Origin of the sequence: Kosakonia sp. YIM B13588 (genome assembly GCF_042788165.1) — a bacterium.
GTDB classification, from domain to species: Bacteria; Pseudomonadota; Gammaproteobacteria; order Enterobacterales; family Enterobacteriaceae; genus Kosakonia; species Kosakonia sacchari.
Map to the genome: position 1 here is coordinate 826,274 of NZ_JBHZPO010000001.1, position 21,313 is coordinate 847,586.

The 21,313-nt window shown below is 56.4% G+C and carries 21 protein-coding genes; 16 read left to right on the top strand and 5 right to left on the bottom strand.

All coding sequences use genetic code 11. The features are described 5' to 3' along the window. Positions 1-37 precede the first annotated feature (37 nt). The 4 genes from ACFX4U_RS03855 to ACFX4U_RS03870 all read left to right on the top strand — a co-directional run bounded on the left by ACFX4U_RS03855 (position 38) and on the right by ACFX4U_RS03870 (position 3,979). Complete coding sequence (locus ACFX4U_RS03855) at positions 38-733, top strand: response regulator transcription factor (RefSeq protein WP_313507497.1); 696 nt, start codon at positions 38-40, stop codon at positions 731-733. 23 nt (positions 734-756) lie between these two features. Beyond that, positions 757-1,989: a HAMP domain-containing sensor histidine kinase gene (locus ACFX4U_RS03860; protein ID WP_313507495.1), complete on the top strand. Its 1,233-nt coding sequence runs from the start codon at positions 757-759 to the stop codon at positions 1,987-1,989. A gap of 105 nt (positions 1,990-2,094) precedes the next feature. Then, positions 2,095-2,487: a diacylglycerol kinase gene (locus ACFX4U_RS03865; protein WP_313507493.1), complete on the top strand. Its 393-nt coding sequence runs from the start codon at positions 2,095-2,097 to the stop codon at positions 2,485-2,487. 280 nt (positions 2,488-2,767) lie between these two features. Next, the gene (locus ACFX4U_RS03870; RefSeq protein ID WP_313507579.1) at positions 2,768-3,979 is read left to right on the top strand and encodes an MFS transporter; all 1,212 of its coding nucleotides are present in this window, start codon (positions 2,768-2,770) and stop codon (positions 3,977-3,979) included. Between the two features lie 32 nt (positions 3,980-4,011). On the opposite strand, the gene ACFX4U_RS03875 is transcribed toward ACFX4U_RS03870, so the two are convergent. Continuing rightward, positions 4,012-4,809, bottom strand: a complete 798-nt coding sequence (locus tag ACFX4U_RS03875; RefSeq protein WP_305735857.1) for an AraC family transcriptional regulator — start codon at positions 4,807-4,809, stop codon at positions 4,012-4,014. A 211-nt stretch (positions 4,810-5,020) separates the two neighbouring features. Between ACFX4U_RS03875 and cfa the strand changes: the two genes are divergently transcribed. The 12 genes from cfa to ACFX4U_RS03935 all read left to right on the top strand — a co-directional run bounded on the left by cfa (position 5,021) and on the right by ACFX4U_RS03935 (position 18,328). Beyond that, positions 5,021-6,169: a cyclopropane fatty acyl phospholipid synthase gene (cfa, locus tag ACFX4U_RS03880; RefSeq protein WP_313507491.1), complete on the top strand. Its 1,149-nt coding sequence runs from the start codon at positions 5,021-5,023 to the stop codon at positions 6,167-6,169. 94 nt (positions 6,170-6,263) lie between these two features. Beyond that, positions 6,264-6,983: a (Fe-S)-binding protein gene (locus ACFX4U_RS03885; RefSeq protein WP_313507489.1), complete on the top strand. Its 720-nt coding sequence runs from the start codon at positions 6,264-6,266 to the stop codon at positions 6,981-6,983. Positions 6,984-6,992: 9 nt separating this feature from the next. Further along, on the top strand, positions 6,993-8,426 hold the full coding sequence (locus ACFX4U_RS03890) for a LutB/LldF family L-lactate oxidation iron-sulfur protein (protein ID WP_313507487.1): 1,434 nt from the start codon (positions 6,993-6,995) through the stop codon (positions 8,424-8,426). Next, positions 8,426-9,121, top strand: coding sequence for a lactate utilization protein C (locus ACFX4U_RS03895; RefSeq protein ID WP_313507486.1), 696 nt, complete (start codon positions 8,426-8,428; stop codon positions 9,119-9,121). Before ACFX4U_RS03890 ends, ACFX4U_RS03895 begins: the two co-directional genes overlap by 1 nt. 128 nt (positions 9,122-9,249) lie before the next feature. Beyond that, complete coding sequence (locus tag ACFX4U_RS03900) at positions 9,250-9,615, top strand: helix-turn-helix transcriptional regulator (protein WP_313507484.1); 366 nt, start codon at positions 9,250-9,252, stop codon at positions 9,613-9,615. A gap of 67 nt (positions 9,616-9,682) precedes the next feature. After that, positions 9,683-10,471 (top strand): phosphotransferase, encoded by a 789-nt coding sequence (locus ACFX4U_RS03905; protein WP_313507483.1) that lies wholly within the window; start codon positions 9,683-9,685, stop codon positions 10,469-10,471. A gap of 92 nt (positions 10,472-10,563) precedes the next feature. Continuing rightward, the gene (gene gcvA, locus ACFX4U_RS03910) at positions 10,564-11,469 is read left to right on the top strand and encodes a transcriptional regulator GcvA (protein ID WP_313507482.1); all 906 of its coding nucleotides are present in this window, start codon (positions 10,564-10,566) and stop codon (positions 11,467-11,469) included. Between the two features lie 74 nt (positions 11,470-11,543). Then, entirely contained in the window at positions 11,544-12,371 is an 828-nt protein-coding gene (locus tag ACFX4U_RS03915) for a DMT family transporter (RefSeq protein ID WP_313507481.1), read from the top strand. A gap of 20 nt (positions 12,372-12,391) precedes the next feature. Beyond that, positions 12,392-13,282 (top strand): oxidoreductase, encoded by an 891-nt coding sequence (locus ACFX4U_RS03920; protein ID WP_313507480.1) that lies wholly within the window; start codon positions 12,392-12,394, stop codon positions 13,280-13,282. A gap of 138 nt (positions 13,283-13,420) precedes the next feature. Next, a complete protein-coding gene (locus tag ACFX4U_RS03925) occupies positions 13,421-15,814 on the top strand; it encodes a phosphoketolase family protein (protein ID WP_313507479.1) in 2,394 nt (797 codons plus the stop codon). Positions 15,815-15,968: 154 nt separating this feature from the next. Continuing rightward, on the top strand, positions 15,969-17,282 hold the full coding sequence (locus tag ACFX4U_RS03930; RefSeq protein WP_313507478.1) for a cation:proton antiporter: 1,314 nt from the start codon (positions 15,969-15,971) through the stop codon (positions 17,280-17,282). 89 nt (positions 17,283-17,371) lie between these two features. Continuing rightward, a complete protein-coding gene (locus ACFX4U_RS03935; protein WP_313507477.1) occupies positions 17,372-18,328 on the top strand; it encodes a zinc-binding alcohol dehydrogenase family protein in 957 nt (318 codons plus the stop codon). Here the strand turns inward: ACFX4U_RS03935 and ACFX4U_RS03940 are convergent. The 4 genes from ACFX4U_RS03940 to ycgZ all read right to left on the bottom strand — a co-directional run bounded on the left by ACFX4U_RS03940 (position 18,312) and on the right by ycgZ (position 21,112). Continuing rightward, the gene (locus ACFX4U_RS03940; RefSeq protein WP_313507476.1) at positions 18,312-19,835 is read right to left on the bottom strand and encodes an alpha/beta fold hydrolase; all 1,524 of its coding nucleotides are present in this window, start codon (positions 19,833-19,835) and stop codon (positions 18,312-18,314) included. The genes ACFX4U_RS03935 and ACFX4U_RS03940 overlap by 17 nt on opposite strands. A gap of 261 nt (positions 19,836-20,096) precedes the next feature. Continuing rightward, a complete protein-coding gene (locus tag ACFX4U_RS03945; RefSeq protein WP_249881660.1) occupies positions 20,097-20,375 on the bottom strand; it encodes a biofilm development regulator YmgB/AriR family protein in 279 nt (92 codons plus the stop codon). Between the two features lie 41 nt (positions 20,376-20,416). Beyond that, the gene (locus ACFX4U_RS03950) at positions 20,417-20,725 is read right to left on the bottom strand and encodes a hypothetical protein (RefSeq protein ID WP_305735842.1); all 309 of its coding nucleotides are present in this window, start codon (positions 20,723-20,725) and stop codon (positions 20,417-20,419) included. Positions 20,726-20,872: 147 nt separating this feature from the next. Beyond that, positions 20,873-21,112, bottom strand: coding sequence for a regulatory protein YcgZ (gene ycgZ / locus ACFX4U_RS03955; RefSeq protein ID WP_016495733.1), 240 nt, complete (start codon positions 21,110-21,112; stop codon positions 20,873-20,875). Between the last annotated feature and the right edge of the window lie 201 nt (positions 21,113-21,313).

Genomic DNA, 21,313 nt, shown 5'->3' on the forward strand with positions numbered 1-21,313 from the left:
TAAGGTAGCCGGCTCTTTTTCCAAATGCCGGTTTTCTATGACTCGCCTGCTCATTATCGAAGATAACCCTGAGTTGGTGGCCAACCTGTACGACTTCTTTGAGCCGCTGGACTACGTGCTGGATGATGCACGTGATGGCGCCACCGGACTGCGTATGGCCACGCAGAATGACTACGATGCCATCCTGTTGGATCTAATGCTGCCGCGCCTGGACGGCATGACGCTGTGCAGCAAACTTCGCCGCGAATATCAAAACCCGGTGCCGGTACTGATGCTGACCGCGCGCGATCCGGTCGATGACCGCGTGCAGGGTTTTGCGCTGGGCGCGGACGATTACCTGGTAAAACCCTTTTCACTCAAAGAGCTGGACGCACGTATCCAGGCGCTGGTGCGCCGCGCCCAGGGGCGGCAGGTGCAAGGCACGCTAAGCTGGGAAGATCTGCTGGTAGATACCCGCGCACCGCAGGCATGGCGGCAAGGCCAGACCATCAATTTGACGCCGACCACCCACAAATTGCTACTGAGTCTGATGCGCGCCGCACCCGGCGTCGTCAAAAAGCAGGAGATGGAATACCTGCTGTGGGGCGACGAGCCGCCGGAAAGCGGCGCACTGCGCACACATATTCATGACCTGCGCCAGCGAGTTGACAAAAACTTCACATCTGCACTGATAGAAACGGTACATGGCATCGGTTTACGTCTGCACAAGTCCGGGGAGGCTTGCGCAGAATAATCATCAGAGGCAGAGCATCCATCATGAAATCCCTTTACCAGCAGATGACGCTCAATACGCGCATTACTGTTTCATTTGTGCTGCTGATGGTCGCGGTGATGGCATTTGTGGTCGTGGCCGAGCAGCTCGACTACGACGAACTCCGCGCCTGGGCGATGGCGGAAAGCCTGCGCGACGAAGCCCCCCGGCTGGAAGAGGAGATTGCCAGCGGCATCCTCCCCGCCATGCCGCAAGGCAGCGAGCTCTACAACGCGCAGACCGCGCCCGATGCGCTGCGCCAGTACACGCCAGGTTACCACCGGTTGAAAGTACCCGACGAACAGCACTTGCTGGTATTCACGCTGCATAACCAGCGCTACTACCTGCTGCAGAATGGCAATCGTTATGCCTGGCTGGAGTGGATGATTGACGGTTTCGCGCCGCTTATCATTCTGTTGTGCGTGCTGTGCGCCTTCTGGATTGGCCGCTTAACATCGGCGCGCGTTACCGTTCCCATTACACGGCTGGCCAACGCCGTCGCGCGCAATCAAAAGCCGTTACCTTTCCAGGACGCGAGTGATGAGATCGGCGTGCTGGCGCGCGCGTTTGCCCGACACAGCGAGGAACTGGAGCGGTTTCTCCAGCGTGAGCGCTGCTTTGTCGGCGATGCCAGTCATGAATTGCGCACCCCGCTGGCGATCATTGGCGGTGCGGCGGAAACTATCATGCACCAGTTACCTGCCAACAGCCATCTGCTGCCAGGCGCGGAGCGGATCGTGCGCACCACCCAGGAGATGCAACGCCAGTTGACGTGTCTGCTGCTGCTTTCACGCGATCCGCAAACCCTGCCCCGCAGCGAGGTTGCGCTTCGTCCTGTGCTCGAAGAGTGCATCGCGCGCTGCCAGCCCTGGCTGGCAAAAAAGCCCGTCGCGCTGATACTGGATGCCGCGGAGCAGACCCACATACAGACCAATGCTGAGCTGGCGCGCAGCGTTTTCTGGAACCTGCTGCGCAATGCCTGCCAGTACACCGCAGCGGGAGAGATCCGCCTGGCGCTGCACGGCGCAACCCTGACCATTTCGGACACCGGCCCTGGCCTGCCGTCGAGTATCGATCCGCGCCATTTTCAGCGCTTTCAGTCCGGCACGCAGCAAAATGGCGAGGGGCTTGGTTTATCGATTGTGCAGCGCATTGTGGAGCATCTTGGCTGGCGCATGACGGTTGAAAGCTCAGATCAAGGCTGCCGCTTTACGCTGGATATGCAGCGCACGCGCTAACCACGGTTGTTTATTGCCTGGTTTCTGTTTCCGATATGGTTTTGACAATTTCCTGACATCTCGTTTTGCATACTGCGCGTTCAAACCTTTCGTCAGGAGATGCACATGCAATCGTCAGGCCCCAGCGCAACAGGCAAATATTCTCACGGCAAAACCGGCATCGCGCGGATCGTCAGTACGCTTATCTTTTCGCGCGACGGTTTTCTTACCGCCGTGTATGGCGAGGCGGCGTTCCGCCAGCTGCTGGTTTTACATAGCGTATTGATGATTACTGCTTTGGTTGTCAACGTCAGCGGGGTTGAGCGCGCGCTGCTGCTGGCCGTGTGCTTTATCAGCCTGTTAGTAGAGCTGCTAAATTCTGCCATCGAGGCGGTGGTCGATCGCATTTCACTGGAACGCCACCCGCTTTCAAAAAACGCCAAAGATATGGGCAGTGCCGCCCAAACGACTGCGCTGCTGATGGTCGCCGTTGTCTGGGGTGTGATTTTGCTGGCATAGCCGTTACATATCGTCTGCATCGTCAGTCGCTTTGACGATGCAGATTTATCACACGTTTGTAGTCGACCGCCTTTCACACTCCCCTTCGCCAGCACGACAGAATGTTACATTTATGTATCATATGATTGACGTGAAAGCCGATTATTATCCCTTCTCACAGGTGTGCGATAAGGCATCTGTTTTGTCTGCCAGCCGCCGAAAGGGATAACAATACGCTTTCAGGATGCGGAACCCACCGATACTTCAGGAACGCTGCACCATGGACACAAAAAAGGCTTCTATGCCGTTACGATCGCTGCAGGCACTCTGTTTAGTGAACTTTTTCATGGCGGATGTCAGAGACGGTCTTGGCCCTTTTTTGGGGATCTTTCTCACGGAACATCACTGGCAAGCAGACAACATTGGCTGGATGATGACAGCCGGTGGTCTGGCGGGTCTGGTGGCGACCATGCCTTCCGGGCTGGTCGCTGACGCCACGCGGCATAAGCGCGGCATTCTCGTCGCCTGCTGTTTGCTGATCACTGCCGCCACACTGCTGCTCTGGGCGTTTCCGACTCTTTTTGTCGTTGGTTTTTCACAACTTGTCACCGGCGTATCCGCCGCGTTTATTGCGCCGCTGTTAATGGGCATTACGCTTGGCTTAACCGGCTCGTCAGGGTTTAACCATCAGATGGGCAGGAACGAGGCGTTTAATCACGGCGGAAATATGAGCGCCGCGATGCTGGCCGGCATACTGGTGTGGTACTTCGGTACTGATGCCGTTTTTATTCTGATGACCGGCATGGCGATATGCGCAACGTTCGCGGTGTTTGCTATTCGCAATAACGACATTGATAACCGCGCCGCACGGGGTCTCGGTCACAATGAAGATCCGGCGGTCGTCCCCAGACTTTCCGCGATTATCACTCACCCCGCCCTTATCGCGACCGGCGTGACGCTGATGCTGTTTCATCTGGCTAACGCGGCGCTGCTGCCGATGCTCAGTATGCGGGTGGCCTCCGCGCCAGGCGGGGAAATGAGCGCCGGTGTGTATGCGGCGGCGACCGTCATTATTTCGCAACTGGTGATGATTCCCGTCGCCTTATTCGCCGCCGCCAGAGCGGGAAAATATGGTTACCCGTTGCTGATTACGGCAGCGCTACTGGTTTTGCCGCTGCGCGCGGCGCTTGCCTGCATCTCGGCCGGGCCGCTTTTTATGATCCCGGTTCAGATACTGGATGGCGTGGCCGCAGGGCTACTGGGCGTGGCGGTACCCGGTTATATCGTTAAATTGCTGGAAGGCAGCGGGCACACCAACGCCGGGCAGAGCTTTATCATGCTGTTACAAGGTGTCGGGGCCGCATTCAGCCCGGCGATGGCGGGAACAATAGCGGCGAAATACTCCTACAGCGTGGCGTTTGCCGTGCTGGGCGCAATAGCCCTGCTGGCGCTGGTTATCTGGTGGCTACGCCGTCTTTTTTCCGGCGTTCGCAAAGCGCGGCAGTATGATTGACGGCCGGCTGAAAAAGCGCGGCAGGCGGTTAATTAATAGCGCGTTGGCGGCACGCCGAACATGGCGCGAAACGCAAAGGTAAACGAGGCCGGGCTTGAATAGCCAAGCTCAAGCGCCACCTGAGTTACGCTGCGCTTGTTTTTTAACATCACTACGGATTCCAGCAAACGCACCCGTTTTTTCCATTCGCTGAACGCGACGCCGGTCTCCTTTTTGAAACGACGTGAAAACGTGCGCACTGACATACCGCTACAGGAGGCCCACTGTTCAATGCTGTGCGCGTCGCCGGGCGTTTTCTGGATCTGGCTGCAAACTTTCGTCAGCAAAGGTGATACCGGCCAGGAGACCGATAATCCGGCATCGGGTAACCCTCTGAGCAATGAAATCAACACCTGTACTAACTGCGCATCATCGCCTGCAGCATCATACTTTTCCGGCACGTTTTGCGTGGCGTAGTGAATATACTCACGCACAAAATCACTCACCACCACCACCTTACTGCCGCTAAAGGGGATAGTGGCGAAATCGGCTTCCACATACAGGCTTTCCAGCAATACGTCGCTGCCGGCAAGAAGACGGTGCGGCACACGCGCCGGGATCCAGACCCCATAAAGCACAGGCACCACCAGCGTCTTGCCTTCAATTTCCACCCGCATACTTCCCTCACGCGCATAGAGAAATTCCGCGAATGGATGCTCGTGCATGTCCACGCCCGTATCGCCGCGTAAAGGGTAACTGCGAAAGTACACCGGGCGCGGCAAGGCCATCAGCACCGGCGCGGGCTGGCCACTAATGGGCTGACGAGGCGGCAACACAAGCTTAGAGCACATAACAACCTGACCTCTATTCGATGAAGTTTGTCTTGATAGCACAGCGCAGGCAAAACGGGTTTCCTGAATAATGAGCGGGTCATAAATATATTTCACCCGTTGTGAACAATTTACCAGCCAGCTGCCTGAGCGATAAGCCCTTTTCGCACTGACGGGCAGTGAATGACGGGGAAATTACCGGCTGAGCGCACGCTACGTTGAAGGAAAGATGATGGCTAACGAATGTACCGTCGATGTGATCAGTAAACCCGGCCACTGGCTGCGGATCGTCCAGGAACTGCTGTCTCAGGCAGGTATCAGGATTAATGGCCCCGAACCCTGGGATATCCGCGTGCATGACACGCGTTTTTTCAGGCGCGTGTTGCAGCAGGGTTCACTCGGGCTCGGTGAAAGTTATATGGAGGGCTGGTGGGATTGCAAACAGCTTGATGCGTTTTTTGACAAGCTATTGCGCGCCCGGCTTGATGAGCAGCGCCCGGCGCGTTTCGCCGATCTGATGCGCATCGCTGCGGCGCGCATCGTCAACCCTCAGTCCCGTCGCCGCGCCTGGCAAGTGGGCGAAGTGCATTACGATCTGGGTAACGATCTGTTTAACCGTATGCTCGATCCGCATATGCAGTACTCGTGCGGTTACTGGAAAAACGCCGATGAACTCTGTGCGGCGCAGGAAGATAAGCTCGCGCTGATCTGTGAAAAACTGCAGCTTAAACCGGGCATGACGCTGCTGGATATCGGCTGCGGCTGGGGCGGTTTAGCACAATACGCAGCGCGCCATTATGGCGTCAGCGTGGAAGGCATCACCATTTCAGCAGAGCAAAAAGCCTACGCCGAAAGCCACAGCGAGGGGCTGGATATTCGCATCCTGTTGCAGGATTACCGCGATCTGGATAAACGCTACGACCGCATCGTCTCCGTCGGCATGTTCGAACATGTCGGCCCGAAAAACTATGCGACCTATTTTAGCGCCGTCGATCGCTGCCTGAAGCCGGATGGTCTGTTTTTACTGCACTCCATTGGGTCGAATAAAACCCTGCATAATGTCGATCCCTGGATCAATAAATACATTTTTCCGAATGGCTGCCTACCCTCCTTAAAACAGATTACTGAAGCCAGCGAGCCCTATTTTGTTATCGAAGATGTGCATAATTTCGGCGCCGATTACGACAAAACATTAATGGCCTGGCATCGCCGTTTTAATCAGGCCTGGCCGCAAATAGCAGGCAATTACTCCACGCAATTTCACCGCATGTTTAATTATTACCTCACTGCCTGCGCGGGCGCATTTCGCGCCAGAAATATCCAGCTCTGGCAAATCGTATTAAGCCGCGGCGTCACCGGCGGGCTGCGCGTGGCGCGCTAAAGAGACGCGTAAACAGGTAAGCGCAAACGCCCTCGCCGCCTGCCTGAAATGAAAAATAACGTTATGCCGTTATCTTCGCTGGAAGCTAAATAATATGAACGTAAATTTTTTTGTTACCTGCATTGGGGACGCACTTAAATCGCGCATGGCGCGAAACAGTGTCCTGCTACTCGAACAGTTAGGCTGCCATGTCCAGTTTCCTGAAAAACAGGGCTGCTGCGGTCAACCGGCAATTAATAGCGGCTACATTCGTGACGCCTTGCCGGGCATGAAAGCGCAGATTGCGGCGCTGGAAATCAACGACTACCCGATTATCTCGCCTGCCGGTTCCTGCATGAACGCGATCCGCCACTATGCGGACTGGCTCGTCGAAGAACCTGAGTGGGCGATGCGTGCCGCAAAGGTTGCCAGCCGCATGGTTGATCTGACCTCCTTTATCGTTAACCAGCTTGGCGTAACCGACGTCGGCGCGCGCCTGCCGGGGCGGGCGGTCTACCACCCCTCGTGCAGCCTGTTTCGTAAGCTCGGCGTGCGTGATGAACCGCTAATACTGCTGCGCGAGGTGCGTGAGCTGGAAATTGTGCCGTTTAGCGCCCAGGAAACCTGCTGCGGATTTGGCGGCACTTTTTCGGTCAAAATGGCCGAAATTTCCGGCGAAATGGTGAAAGAAAAGGTCGCGCATATCATGCAAGCCAGGCCGGATTACCTGATTGGCGCGGATGCCAGTTGCCTGCTGAATATTGGCGGGCGTTTACAGCGTGAAGGCCAAAACGTACGTGTGTTGCATATCGCTGATGTGCTGATGAGCCGCTAAGGAAACGCCATGTCGCTAAAAACCAGCAATGTCCCTTTTTATGACCGGGTACAACAACAAATTGACGATCCGGTAATGCGCCATGCCGTGGCGAACGCGCAGGATCGGATTGGCATTAATCGGCAGAAAATGGTCGATGAACTGGAAAACTGGCCCGACTGGCGCTCGCGCGCCGCTGAAATTCGCGCCCATGTTCTCGATAATCTGGATGCCTATCTCTACCAGTTAAGCGAAAAGGTCAGCGCCAACGGCGGTCACGTCTTTTTTGCTGATACGCGTGAAGATGCCACCCGCTATATTTTGCAGATTGCCCGGGAAAAGCAGGCGCGCAAAATCGTTAAATCGAAGTCGATGGTGACCGAAGAGATCGGCATGAACGCCGCGCTTGAAGCGGCTAGTATTGAGGTCGTGGAAACGGATCTGGGCGAGTATATTCTGCAACTCGCCAAAGATGCCCCCTCGCACGTGGTGGTCCCGGCTATTCATAAAGATCGTCATCAAATTCAGCACGTGTTGCGCGAAAAGCTGGGTTATAACGGCCCCGAAACCCCAGAAGCCATGACGCGCTTTATTCGCCAGAAGATCCGCGAGGACTTCCTCAGCGCCGACATCGGCATTACCGGGTGCAACTTTGCGGTTGCGGAAACCGGCACGCTCAGCCTGGTGAGCAATGAAGGCAATGCCCGGCTCTGTACCACCGTGCCAAAAACGCATATTGCCGTAATGGGCATGGAGCGCGTGGTGCCGACATTCGCTGAGCTGGATATTATCCTGACGATGCTGGCGCGCAGCGCGGTTGGCGCCCGTCTTACGGGATATAACACCTGGCTTACCGGCGCGAAAGGCGGCATGGAGAGCGACGGACCGGAATCGTTCCATCTGGTTATTGTCGACAATGGTCGCTCACAAATGCTGGGCTCGCCTTTCCAGGACATTCTGCGCTGCATCCGCTGCGGGGCCTGCATGAATACCTGCCCCGCTTACCGTCATATTGGCGGACACGGTTACGGCTCGATTTATCCCGGCCCGGTTGGCGCGGTGCTCACGCCGTTGCTCGGCGGTTATGATGATTTCAAAAACCTGCCCTATGCCTGCTCGTTATGCACCGCCTGCGATGATGTCTGCCCGGTGCGCATTCCGCTGTCGTCACTGATCCTTGAGCACCGCCGCACGCTGGCGGAAAGCGGAAGAACGCCAGCGATGGAAAGACACACCGTTCACCTGTTCAATTACGCCAACCGTCACCCCCGGCTGTGGAAAGTAGGCATGGTCGCTGGCGCACGCGCCGCCCAACTGATGATCCGCAACGGCAAAATGCCCTTTACCATCTCAGCCATCGGCAAGTGGACGGAGGCCCGCGATCTGCCCGCTGCCGATGGCGAGAGTTTCCGCAGTTGGTTTAAAAAACACCAAAAACAGCATAAAAACGGGGAGCAAGCCTGATGGAAAACCGTGATGCATTTATACAAAAAATTGCCGGACGGCTTGGTCGCGAACCGCGTCAGATACCGCAGCCGCTGGAGTTTGCCGGGCACGCTCCGCTGACAAGCCGCTATGCCGGACAGATCCAGCAGCACCCCTGCGACAGTTTTATCGAATACGCGACAACGGTTATGCAGGCCCACTGCGAAGTGGCTCCGCTGGCGAAAATCCCCCAGCTTGCCGAACGGATCTGTAACCAGTACGGCGGTGGCCCGCTGCTGATTAGCGGCGACGCCCGGCTGGCAAACGTCGGTATCACGGCGCATTTGCAGAATACGTTTCCAGCACATTGCTGGGATTCAGCGGGCGGAGAAGAGAACCTGCGTCGCGCCGCACAAGCCAGTATTGGCGTGGTCTACGCCGAATATGGTCTGTGCGAAACCGGCGGTGTGGTGCTCTTTTCCTCCCCGCTACAGGGGCGCGCTATCAGCCTGCTGCCCACCACCACCGTGTTCGTTATCTATAAGAGCAGATTGCTGTACGGCGTCACGCAACTGGCGCACGTTTTGCGCCAGCGGGTGCAGGAAGGCGAAACGCTTCCCTCGTGTATCAATCTTATCGCCGGGCCAAGTTCGACGGCCGATATTGAGCTGATTAAAGTCGTCGGCGTCCACGGGCCGCTGAATGCCGTCTACTTAATTATTGAAGATTGCTGATGCGGATAATCTGACGGGCAGAAATATATCATCCGCCCGCGAATACAGTGCCGTGATTACTCGTTTGCGTTTGGGGAGGAAATATTGATGGCTTCCCCAAACGCTGCGCATTAACAGCAGGTATTGATATGAGAAAACAGTCCTCGTTATATCTGATGAGCTTAACCATCCAGGATATTCTCCAGTGGATCGAGAGCAATATTGCCGAACCGTTACCGCTTGGCGTGTTAGCGAAAAAATCCGGTTACTCTGCCTGGCATTTCCAGCGCGGTTTTAAACAAATCGCCGGCATGTCGCCTGGCGTGTATATCCGCTATCGCCGCATGGTGATCGCAAAAGCGCTACTGAGCGAAACGCATCGCTCTATTACGGATATTGCGCTGCAGCTGGGTTATCAGCAGCAATCGACATTCTGCCGCGCCTTTCGCGAACAGTATCAATTAACGCCAAGACAGTATCGCCTGCATGTTCAGGAGCAGGCGACGCAGGAGTAAACCGCTCTTCGCGTCGCCACCATCCAGGCTACACTGAAACGCTCGACCAGCGCGCAAAGGAAAAGGGATGACAGCTCAGGATTTATCAAAAATGGGCGCCGCCAAGGTGGCGCTTTTTGTTGATGAGCACGGCCAGCGCGTCATTGAAAAATATCCCGTCAGTGAGGTCGAGTATGCGTTCTATCAACATGCGGCGCACCGGCTCAACGCAGCAAAGATTGCCTCGCCAGAGTTGTTATTCGCCGATCCGGCGCGACAGTTAGTAAGGCTTGAGTATATTCCCCATCCGGTTTCTCAGGATGCCGTGGCCAGCGATGAGGCGTTAGCCATGCTGGCTCGCTTGCATCGCGTTGCGCCAGACGCGGCATGGCGCTATCACACTCACAGCTGGTCAGTTTCCGCGCTGGAAAAATCGCTGGCGCTGCTGGCGTTGCCGGAACAGGCTTCGCAACAACTGCGCCGTTTTCAGCAGTGTAGCGAGGTGCTCTTTCGCCATCCGGGGTTAATATCCGGCGACAGCAATGCGGGTAACTGGGGACGACGGGATAACGGCGAGCTGGTGCTTTTCGACTGGGAGCGATTTGCCACGGGAAGCCCGGCGATTGACCTCGCCCCTCTGATAAAAGGGATGGGCGCCACACACGCCTTTCAGGCGCTTGCCGAGCGCTATTGTCGTATTTCGGATCATGCAACACCGCGCGAACTCAGCCGGGAGATTGCCATTGCCAAAGCGTGGATTGTCACCGAAGTGGTCACGCTGCTTGCTGAGCGGCAAAAAACCGATCTTCAGCGCTATCTCGACTGGTATCGGCAACATCTTCCGGGCTGGTTAGACAGCACCGTTACCCTGCTCTGATTGGTGGCAGCTTACTGTTCTGTTCGCATAGCTTTCCCCACGGTTTCGGCATAGGGTGTTATGAGCATTAGCTCATTAACAGGAACCGTATAATGCGTGATCTTCCCCCCACTGCGACACTGCGCGCATTTGAAGTAGCGACCCGCCACACCACCTTTACCGCGGCGGCAGAAGAGCTGTGTATTACGCAAAGTGCCGTCAGCCATCAGCTAAAAAACCTCGAGGAAATCTGGGGATTGCCGCTGTTTCAGCGCGGAAAGACTCTCAGCCTGACACCCGCCGGTGCCGCGCTCGCACCGCTGGTGCGTGAATTTTTCAGCAAACTGGAAACCACGCTGGCGGATTTGCGTGAGCAAAAAGGCCGGGTGCGACTGCGCGTCAACACCACCTACTCTTTCGCACTGAAATGGTTGCTCCCGCGCTTGCCGGGACTGACGCGCTTACACCCGGAAATTCTGGTGACGCTGGAAAGCACCGACCAGGCCATTAACTTCGCCAGCACCGATGCCGACGTGGCGATCCGCTTTGGTCACGGGAATTATCCGGCGCTGCACACGGAATTTATGTTCCGCGAACAGCTTTTCCCGGTCGCCAGTCCGGCGCTTTTGCAGCGTTTTGGCACGCCGGATGAACCTGCCGAACTGCTGCGCTACCCGCTGCTGACGCGCGATGGCGCCGATCTGGTTCCCAAATGGGACGCCTGGTTTAAGCAGGTTGGCGTGAATACCGATGTGCTGCATGAGAACGTACGTTTCGCCGATACCAATATGACCATTGAAGCGGCGCTGCTGGGTCAGGGAATTGCGCTGGCGCGCAGTGGGCACGTTGAAAAAGAGATAGCCGATGGCTCGCTGGTGCGGCTTTTTGACGTCCCTTTTCCGTCGCCCGCCGCCTATTATTTTGTCTGCCCGCAGGGGATCGAAACGCAGCCGCACATTGTGACTTTCCGCAGCTGGCTGTTGGCAGAATCACAACAGGCACAGCTTAACTATCGCTAAGCATGAGTATTTACTCATGGTTGAATGACGACACTTCACTTTTCATCCGGGCATGTGCTGATTAGCATCGATACATGCCCACTTACCTTGTTTTGCTGACATTATTCGCCGCGCTGCTGCATGCCAGCTGGAATACGCTCTTACGCGGCGGCACGGATCGGTTATGGTCGATGACCATCATGTGCGCGACGATAGCCCTCACCTGCGTTGTCGCCGCGCCATTTTTACCCTTACCGGCTTATGCCAGCTGGAAATACGCGCTGCTGTCAGCGCTGCTGCATGTCGGCTATAACCTGTGTCTGGTACGGAGTTATCAGAGCGGGGATCTCGGGCAAACCTACCCGATTGCGCGGGGTTCTTCACCGCTGATGGTGACGTTGGGGGCGGCGCTGTTTGCCGGGGAAAAGGTAGCCGTGAACGCGCTGGCTGGCATTGGGTTGATTTCCGGCGGTATTCTGCTGCTTGCCCTGCAACACCGCCGTCTGGCGATGCCGGGTCTGAAATATTCACTGGCCACTGGCGCGTTTATCGCCGCGTACAGCGTGGTGGATGGCATTGGCGTGCGCATCGCCGGTGACGCGATCGCCTATACCATGTGGATGAGCGCGTTATGGGGCGTGCTGATGCCAGCGCTCTATATCGCGCTTCGCGGCGCAAAAAATTTACTGCGCTGGCGTCCCGAGGTATTGCTTGCCGCTACAGGCGGACTGGTTTCGCTGCTGGCTTACGGCATCATTATTTATGCGATGGCGACCGCGCCAATGGGGGCGGTTTCAGCGCTGCGTGAAACCAGCGTTCTGTTTGCCGCGCTACTGGGTTATCTGTTTCTCGGCGAAACCTTAACGCTAAGAAAAGTGCTGGCGTGTACGGTGATCGCGACCGGCACAGTAATGATTGGTTAACCACATCAGGAGAACTCACCATGTCTGATTTTCCGACAATTGCGCTGCTTGGCCCCGGGGCTATCGGCACCACTATCGCGGCGGCGCTGCATGAAGTGGGTCGCACACCCGTTTTGTGCGGGCGAACCGCCCACCCGCAGTTAATTCTGCGCCACGATGAGGGGGAAATTGTGGTGCCCGGCCCGGTATTGAGCGATCCAGCAGCGCTTAGTCAGCCGTTCGATCTGGTATTTGTGGCGGTAAAAACCACCCAGGTTGCGGACAGCGCCGGCTGGCTGGCGACGTTATGCGATGAAAACACGGTTGTGTGCGCGCTGCAAAACGGCGTCGAGCAGAAAAACCAGTTGGCCCCGCTGGTCAACGGCGCAAGCGTGCTGCCGTCCGTCGTCTGGTTCCCGGCGCAGCGAGAGCCGGATGCGTCTGTCTGGTTGCGCGCCAGACCGCGTCTGACGCTGCCGGATGTGCCGCAGGCAAAACGGGTGGTGAAAGCGCTCAGCGGTACACGTTGCGCGGTTGAGTTGTCTGCGGATTTTGCGTCGATCGCCTGGCGCAAGCTGTTGCAAAATGCGGTCGCCGGTCTGATGGTGCTCGCCAATCGCCGCGCCGGCATGTTCTCGCGCGAGGATATTACCGCGCTGGCGCTGGCGTACCTGCGCGAATGCCTGACGGTTGCGCGGGCGGAAGGTGCGGTGCTCAGCGATAACGTGGCCCAGGAGATTGTTGACGGTTTTCATCGTGCGCCGGCGGATTTAGGCACATCCATTCTCGCCGACCGCCAGGCCAACCGTCCGCTGGAGTGGGATATCCGTAACGGCGTGGTGCAGCGCTATGGTCGCACACATGGCATTGCCACGCCCATCAGCGATGTGGTGGTTCCGCTGCTGGCCGCTGGCAGTGAAGGACCCGGTTGATCGTCCGGCTTTGCGCGGAAAAGGGAGCGTGAATCTGTTCATTTCGTCATCAGAAAACACGGTGTGCCAGGCTTAAAGGGAAATTTGTTCGCCTGTAAGGGCAACGCCTGGTTTACCTTCTGACGACGCGAGGAAAGCATGACACAGATATCGTCTCTCTCTGACCACGAAATTCAGTTGCTTGATCGCTACTGGCGCGCGGCCAATTATCTCTCTGTCGGGCAAATCTACCTGATGGATAACCCGCTACTGCGCGAGCCGCTCAGGCCAGAACATATCAAACCGCGCCTGCTGGGCCACTGGGGAACCACGCCGGGGTTGAATTTTATCTATGTTCATCTCAACCGCGCCATTCGCCAGCGCGATCTCGATATGATTTATATTTGCGGCCCCGGTCATGGCGGGCCAGGCATGGTGGCCAACACCTGGCTTGAGGGAAGCTACAGCGAAATTTACCCGCAGATAAGCCAGAACGCCGGGGGCATGAAGAAGCTGTTCCGCCAGTTTTCCTTCCCCGGCGGCATTCCCAGCCACGCCGCACCCGAAACGCCGGGCTCGATTAATGAAGGCGGCGAGCTGGGTTACTCACTCTCTCATGCGTTTGGCGCGGTGTTCGATAACCCGTCCCTTATCGCCGCCTGCGTCATTGGCGATGGCGAAGCGGAAACCGGCCCGCTGGCTTCCAGCTGGCACGGCATAAAATTTCTTAACGCCGCCCGCGACGGCGCGGTGCTGCCGATCCTGCACCTGAACGGGTACAAAATTGCCAACCCTACGCTTCTCGGGCGCACCAGCGATGAGGATTTACACCAGCTCTTTCGCGGCTACGGTTACGAACCGCTGTTTGTCAGCGGCCATGAACCCGCCAGGATGCACCGCCAGATGGCGGAAACGCTTGAGCAGGCGCTGAACAGCATCCGTGACTATCAGCAACAGGCGCGAAGCGGCAACGCGCAGACCACCGTGCCGCGCTGGCCGATGATCATTTTGCGCAGCCCCAAAGGCTGGACAGGCCCGCAAACTGTCGATGGTAAGAAAGTGGAGGATTTCTGGCGCGCGCACCAGGTTCCGGTCTCGTCATGCCGTGAAAACGATGAACACCGGCAACTGCTGGAAGACTGGATGCGCAGCTATCAGCCCGACGATCTTTTCGACGCATCGGGGCAACTCAAAATAGAACTACAAGCACTGGCCCCGGTAGGCGACAAACGCATGGGCGCGTCGCCGTGGGCCAACGGTGGCCGCTTACGCCGGGAGCTGGTGACGCCAGAGTTGCACCACTACGCCGTCGAAGTAAGCTCACCGGGCGAGACGCAGGCGGAATCTACTGCCGCACTGGGCGCGTATCTGGCCGCTATTTTCGAACACAACCGCGACAATTTCCGGCTGTTTGGCCCCGACGAAACGGCTTCAAACCGGTTGAGCAAAGTGTTCGACGTAACGAATCGCACCTGGCAGGAGCCGCTTAAACCCTATGATGAACAACTGGCACGCGATGGCCGGGTGATGGAGATCCTGAGCGAACATCAATGCCAGGGCTGGCTTGAGGGCTATTTACTGACCGGGCGTCACGGGCTGTTCAACTGTTATGAGGCATTTATTCATATTGTCGACTCGATGTTTAACCAGCATGCAAAATGGTTAAAAGTGACGCGCAACCTGCCCTGGCGCGCGCCGATATCGTCGCTCAATTACCTGCTCTCTTCGCATGTCTGGCGCCAGGATCACAATGGTTACAGCCATCAGGACCCCGGTTTTATCGATCATGTCGCCAATAAAAAAGCGGATATTGTGCGCATTTACCTGCCGCCCGATGCCAACACGCTGTTGTGTGTTGCCGACCACTGCCTGAAAACCTGGGATCGCATTAATGTCATCGTGGCGGGGAAACAGCCTGCGCCTCAGTGGCTAAACCTCGACGACGCGGCAAAACACTGCGCAGCTGGAATGGGCATCTGGCCCTGGGCCGGAAACGTACTGCAAGGCGAAACCCCGGATGTGGTGATGGCGTGCGCCGGCGATGTACCGACTATGGAAACCCTCGCGGCGGTCGATCTGCTGCGTCATTACCTGCCGGATCTGCGTATTCAGGTGGTGAACGTCGTGGATTTAATGGCGCTGCAAACCCAGGAGCAACATCCGCATGGCCTTAGCGAAGAGGCTTTCGAAGCGATTTTTACTGCTGATAAGCCGGTGATTTTTGCCTTCCACGGCTACCCGAGTCTGATTCACCGTCTCACTTATCAGCGCACTAATCACCGCCATTTTCACGTTCACGGCTTTATGGAAGAAGGCACCACGACCACGCCATTTGATATGACCGTGCTCAACGAGCTGGATCGTTTTCACCTGGCGCAGGAGGCGATTTTGCGCGTGCCGTCGTTGCAGGGCAAAGCGGATGACATCCTGGAGGATCTGGCGCAAAAAATTGCCGCGCACCATCAGTATGTCCGTGAATATGGCGAAGATTTGCCTGAAGTGCAGAACTGGAAATGGCCATCGCAGCAAGGAGAAGGCAACGTACCGGAGTAAACAGGCGTGCAACCTGCACGCGCATTTCCCGATGTATTAATCAACCAACACGCCGTTTACGAAGAGCGGCGTGTTGGTGTCGGGAAGCGCTCTGCTGGCACATCGTTTGGTAGCAGCTATACCTGTTAAGAAGATGATTTTGTTCGGGAGCTGTATGGAATATCTGGCCTGGACCGCTGCGGCGGGTTGTTTGTTGTTGTTTATGTCTCTCTCTTACGGCTGGATAAGCCGTGTCCCGGTGCCCATTTTTGGCCTCTATCTGCTGGTGGGCATCGCCTGCGGACCGTGGATGTTGGGGCTGATTGGCATTGATATTGTTCGCCACGCCCCGCTCACCAGCCGGATAACTGAAATGGCAATGGCGGCGTCGCTTTTTATCACCGGGCTGAAAATCCGCCTGCCGCTCACCTCGCCTTACTGGCGAATGGGCATCATGCTGGCGCTGCCCGCGATGCTGCTGACCATTGCCGGGATTATGCTCGCCGCCCATTTTATGGCCGATCTCTCGTGGCCATTATCGCTGGCGTTGGCGGCCATTCTCGCCCCTACCGATCCGGTGCTGGCAAGCCTGGTGGCTATCAACGATGCGCAGGATGATGACCGCCTGCGCATCGCGCTCTCCAGTGAAGCGGGTCTCAATGATGGCACCGCGCTGCCCTTTTTGATGCTGGCGCTGGTCTGGCAAAAAGCCGGTGGCGCAATCAGCGCCGATGAATGGTTTCACTGGTTGAGTGTCGACCTGCTCTGGGCGCTGGTCGGCGGGTTGGGTATCGGTTTTGTTCTCGGACGCTTAATTGGCCTGGTCGCCACACGCTCACGCCACGCGCAGGGGGAAGTGGCACCCAGCGATTTTATTGCGCTGGCGCTGATTTGCCTGAGCTTTTCGCTGGCGATGATGCTCAGCGCATCCGGTTTTCTCGCGGCGTTCGCTGCCGGTATCGGCCTGCGCAGTGCGGAGATGAGCGTACAAAAACGCCATACCAGCGAGGATGATCACGACCTGCCCGCCGAGATGCAGGTGAATCCGCATACCCGGCACGGGCTCGAAGAGCATAACCCGATCAAATCCGTGGGTCTGGTGGTGGGCGATGCGCTCTCCTTTGGCGATACCGTTGAGCGGCTGCTGGCCGCCGGGCTGGTGATTGTGCTTGGTGTGACACTGTCACGCCACTGGGATGCCAACGCGCTGCTGCTGGCCTTCACCGTGTTTATCATCATCCGGCCCCTCGCCGTCTGGTTGCTGACCTGGCGTTCGGGTGAATCCGTGCTGCATCGGTTAAGCCTTGGCTGGTTGGGCATTCGCGGGATCGGCAGTCTTAATTATATCGCCTATGCCTGGACGCATGGCCTTCAGAACGCGGGAGCGATAACCGATATCGCCATCACCATCGTGACGTTAAGCGTGCTGGTACATGGGATTTCGGTCACACCGTTACTCACCCTACGGCGAAAACAGGAACAGCGCTGAACGTCGTCGCGAACCATCATACGCAGACGTAGCGTCGCTGAGCTTGCGGCGTAGTAATGATCACCCTGACCTAAAAACAGGAGGCAACGATGAAAGCCGCACTCTATTTTCAGCCGGGGAAACCCGAGGTTTTACGTTATACCGACGTCGCCGAACCGGTCTGTGGTCCTGATGATGTGCTGATCCGCGTAGAAGCCATTGCTCTTGAGGGCGGCGATGTGATTAATCGCGCCACTGCCTTCCCCGGCGCGCAGGGCGGCATTCCCGGTTATTCTGCTGCGGGCACGATTATTGAAGTCGGTGAACAGGTAAAAGATCGCCTCCCAGGGCAACGCGTAGCCACGCTCGCGCTGGCGGGTTCTCATGCCCAGTACCGCGTTACGCCCGCGCAATGGTCATGGGTCATTCCCGACGGGCTGGATGTCGTTTCCGCGTCCGTTATCCCGGTAAGTTTTGGCACGGCGGCCTGGGCGCTCTCTTCACGCTTAAAGCTCAAAGCAGGCGATAGCGTGCTTATTCAGGGCGGCGCAGGCGGCGTTGGGGTTGCCGCCATTCAGCTTGCGAAGGCACAAGGTGCGCGCGTGTTCGCTACGCTTTCCGGTGATGCCCGCGTGAGCCAACTGACCACACTCGGTCTTGATGTCGCGCTGGATTACCGCCAGCAGGATATTGTCGCCGAGGTGAAACGGCTGACAAACGCAACCGGCGTGGATGGTGTACTTGATCTGGTTGGGTCGACACTGGAGCAATCGATCGCCTGTCTGCGTGAATGGGGAACCGTGGTACTGGCCGGTAACGCCGGGGGAAATGCCCACGCCGATCTGGCGGCATTGCAGCAAGCCAATCAAACAGTGAGTGGGCTTTTCTGGGGGCGCGAACTTGCCCACCAGCAGGCAAGAGATTCCGTCGATACGCTGCTGATGGATGCCAGGGATAAAAAATTCAGCGTGATCATCGACAGAGAATTTTCCCTGCAAGAGGTGGTGCAAGCCCATCGCTACGCAGAGGAAAACAGCGTGCTGGGGCGCATTATTCTGCGCCCCTGACGGCTGGCGGGTGGCGAAAAGCTTCAATGCACGCGGCGATATCACGCTTATCGCTGCACGCAATGTGTCGGTTTATCTGCGTCATCATCCACGGGAAAAACGGGTTGGAACTGGCGCGCATCAGCGTATCAAGACTTACCGCCAGCGTGTTGGTTTCGCCGCGTAGCGAAAAGGTGCCGAGGCTTATTCCGTATTGGTTGTTCTCGGCCGGATAAAGGCCGTACAGGGAGTCATTCAGTGGAAACGGCAGCGCAATGTGCGACAACGAAAACATCCCCGGCGGCCATGCGATGTGTAAATCCTCCTGCGTCTCCTGCATCGCTTGCGCGGGCGTCGTGCGGGCAACCGTATCAAAACTGTTGGCGGCGGCATTGGCAATGACGATTGTCGTGTAGCGACGTGGCGGCGCGGGCAGCAGCGTGTTCACTGCCTGCCAGGATGACGGGCGAAACAGCGCACCGGCATTGGCCGCCTGGTTAATATCAAATAGTACTAACTCGCTGCCGTTTGACGGCAAATAGCGGTACAGCGCGTCGACCACCGCGCGGGCACTGACCGTGGAATCCATCACCGACTGGAACGTCAGCACTGGCGGCAAGTCTTTTATCTGTCCGCTGCGCGCGGCCTGCTGGATCTGCTGCTGTAACGCCTGCGTTAACAACCATGATTGCCGGGCGGCGTTAACCGGAAACGAATTGTATTTATACGGATTGAATTCGGGCACCACATTAAGCCACGCCGCTTTAGCAAACGCCGGAAACGCCGCGGGCCAACCAGCAAGCCCGGCAAAACGCGCGTAGGACGGAACGCCGATCATCGGCGATAACAGAATGATTTGTTGCGGTCGGCGCAGCGCGGTGTTGCCAAGGCTATCCAGCGCATACTGAATCGCCAGCGCGCCCCCGTTCGAGTAGCCGACGAGATGCAGCGGTACAGACGATCCCGCAAGCCTTGTGGCTTCTCGCACAGCCAGGCGCGTGGTCGCCAGCCATTGGTCCCGATCCACTTTTGCCAGCGCGCCCGGTGCGGTGCCGTGACCTGGCATGCGCGGCACCACCACCACAAACCCCTGCTGCTGCCAGGCCTGCGCCAGGTAGCGCATACTGTAGGGCGAATCCGTCAGCCCGTGCAGCAACACCGCCGCGCCGCGAATAGTGCCTTGCGGCATCAATACCTGCGAACGGTTCCAGTTGGGTTGAAAACGTGCGGGGTAAACCCGGCTTTGCGCGTAAAACCGGTTAAGCGGTGTTTTCTCATCGTCGCTAAGCGCATCCGTCAGCTGCGTTTTCATGTCGCGGAATAGCGTGTCTTCGCGCGCCAGATAGTCGGCAAAACTGGCGTGGTCGATCGCTTCGGCAGACATTTCATCGGCAGACCAGCGGTGCCATGACTGCAACGAAGGGCCTTTTTCTGATTGATAAACGCGGCCAATAAAAAAAACGATGCCGAGCACAAGCAGCCCAACGGCTAGCTTTCTGGCAAGTGGGATGAGTTTAAAACCTGACATTGTGGCCCTTTATCGCCACAAAACGCGGCGATGCCGTTACGAAACTGTGCACAGAGGATAGTGCCACTTTTCAGATCGCGGCAAATCACAAAGCCAGCAGGCAAGCGTAAAAAAACCCTGGTGTGGCAGGTGTTGGCAAAGAGGTGTTTTCAACAAGTGGAGCCAGTAGAAGCCAATAAAGGAAGGCAAAAAACCACTATTGGCAGATTATTGCCACCGCATGGTTTTGTGGGCGGTGACAATAATCCCTCGTTCCTGAGGTCAGATATCATCCGTCGTATGGTGTACAACAATTTCCAGCGTATTGCGGATAATGTCGCTTCGTACCACATCATCCGTGCTTTCGATCATCCGGATTAACTCCAGAATTAACGCCTTATGGGTTATCCGTTCATCGGCTGCGACTATGCGTCTGATGGCGACACCAAGAATGGCGGATTCCTCTGCTAGTTTTTCACCACCGCTGCGAAAATATTCCATGAGAGAAAGATCAGAAAGATTTTCGTACCCATCAGAACTTTCAAGCATAGCCTGGCTCATTTCATTACCCCATGTTGAGTGCATGCTTATCAGCACTTAAGTCAGTGTTTTTTACTACTGCCCGGCTGCTTGTTGCCAAACAGTGGATAAATGTTATCCCTGCGATCCTCATTCCATTCCATGCCTACCGCATCTGCGCCACGCCGCATTTCGCCAAGGGTGTTATTGCTAATTTCGGCAATAATGCGCCCCAGCATCTTGCGCCGTTGGTTGTCAGGCTCACTACTCTCCATCGAACGTAGCCGGGCTATCAGAGCCGGGGTGCTGATAGGAGAGTTGTCTTTCAGGAGCGACAACACGGCCACTCCGATAAGTTCATCTGTCAGTTGCTCTATTTCACTACTGTTCATAACTGCATCTCGGGTTGCCGCCCGTTGCCAAAGTGCAATTGCGGCATGAAGCCAATTCTCATGTGGTAGCGTTCTGCCACAGCTTCTGGCGTCCCGTGAGAATTGACTCAAATAACCAGGTGATTTATCGCGATTGGTCTTTTCATCTTAACGATCAAACAGCAAACCAATCAGCGTGTGATAGTGGCTCTCCTCTTCCGGGCCAGATGCTTTTTCAAGCCGCGACAACAATTTGGTACAAATAGCCTTACGGTTCAGATTGCGGCCTTCGGTCAGGATCTCGACAGCAATGCGTCCTAATGTTTCTTGCTGTGTTGGCAGCGTCGCTTTATCAAAATAGCGCGTAACCGCATTCGCTGTGTTCGGAAGGAAACCATTCTGTTGCATCTGTCACTCCTCTAAAATCCATGAGTCAGTTAAGTACAATTAAAGTTATACAAAGATTGCCAATATGTACATAGAAATTGTACAAAATAGTTAGCCGCCTATAGAAACACCAAATAAATTTATATTTATCATTAACTTATACGAATAACACAAATCTATAAGCGCACCAGATTTGTACAAATTACCTGTATCGGTGCCTGC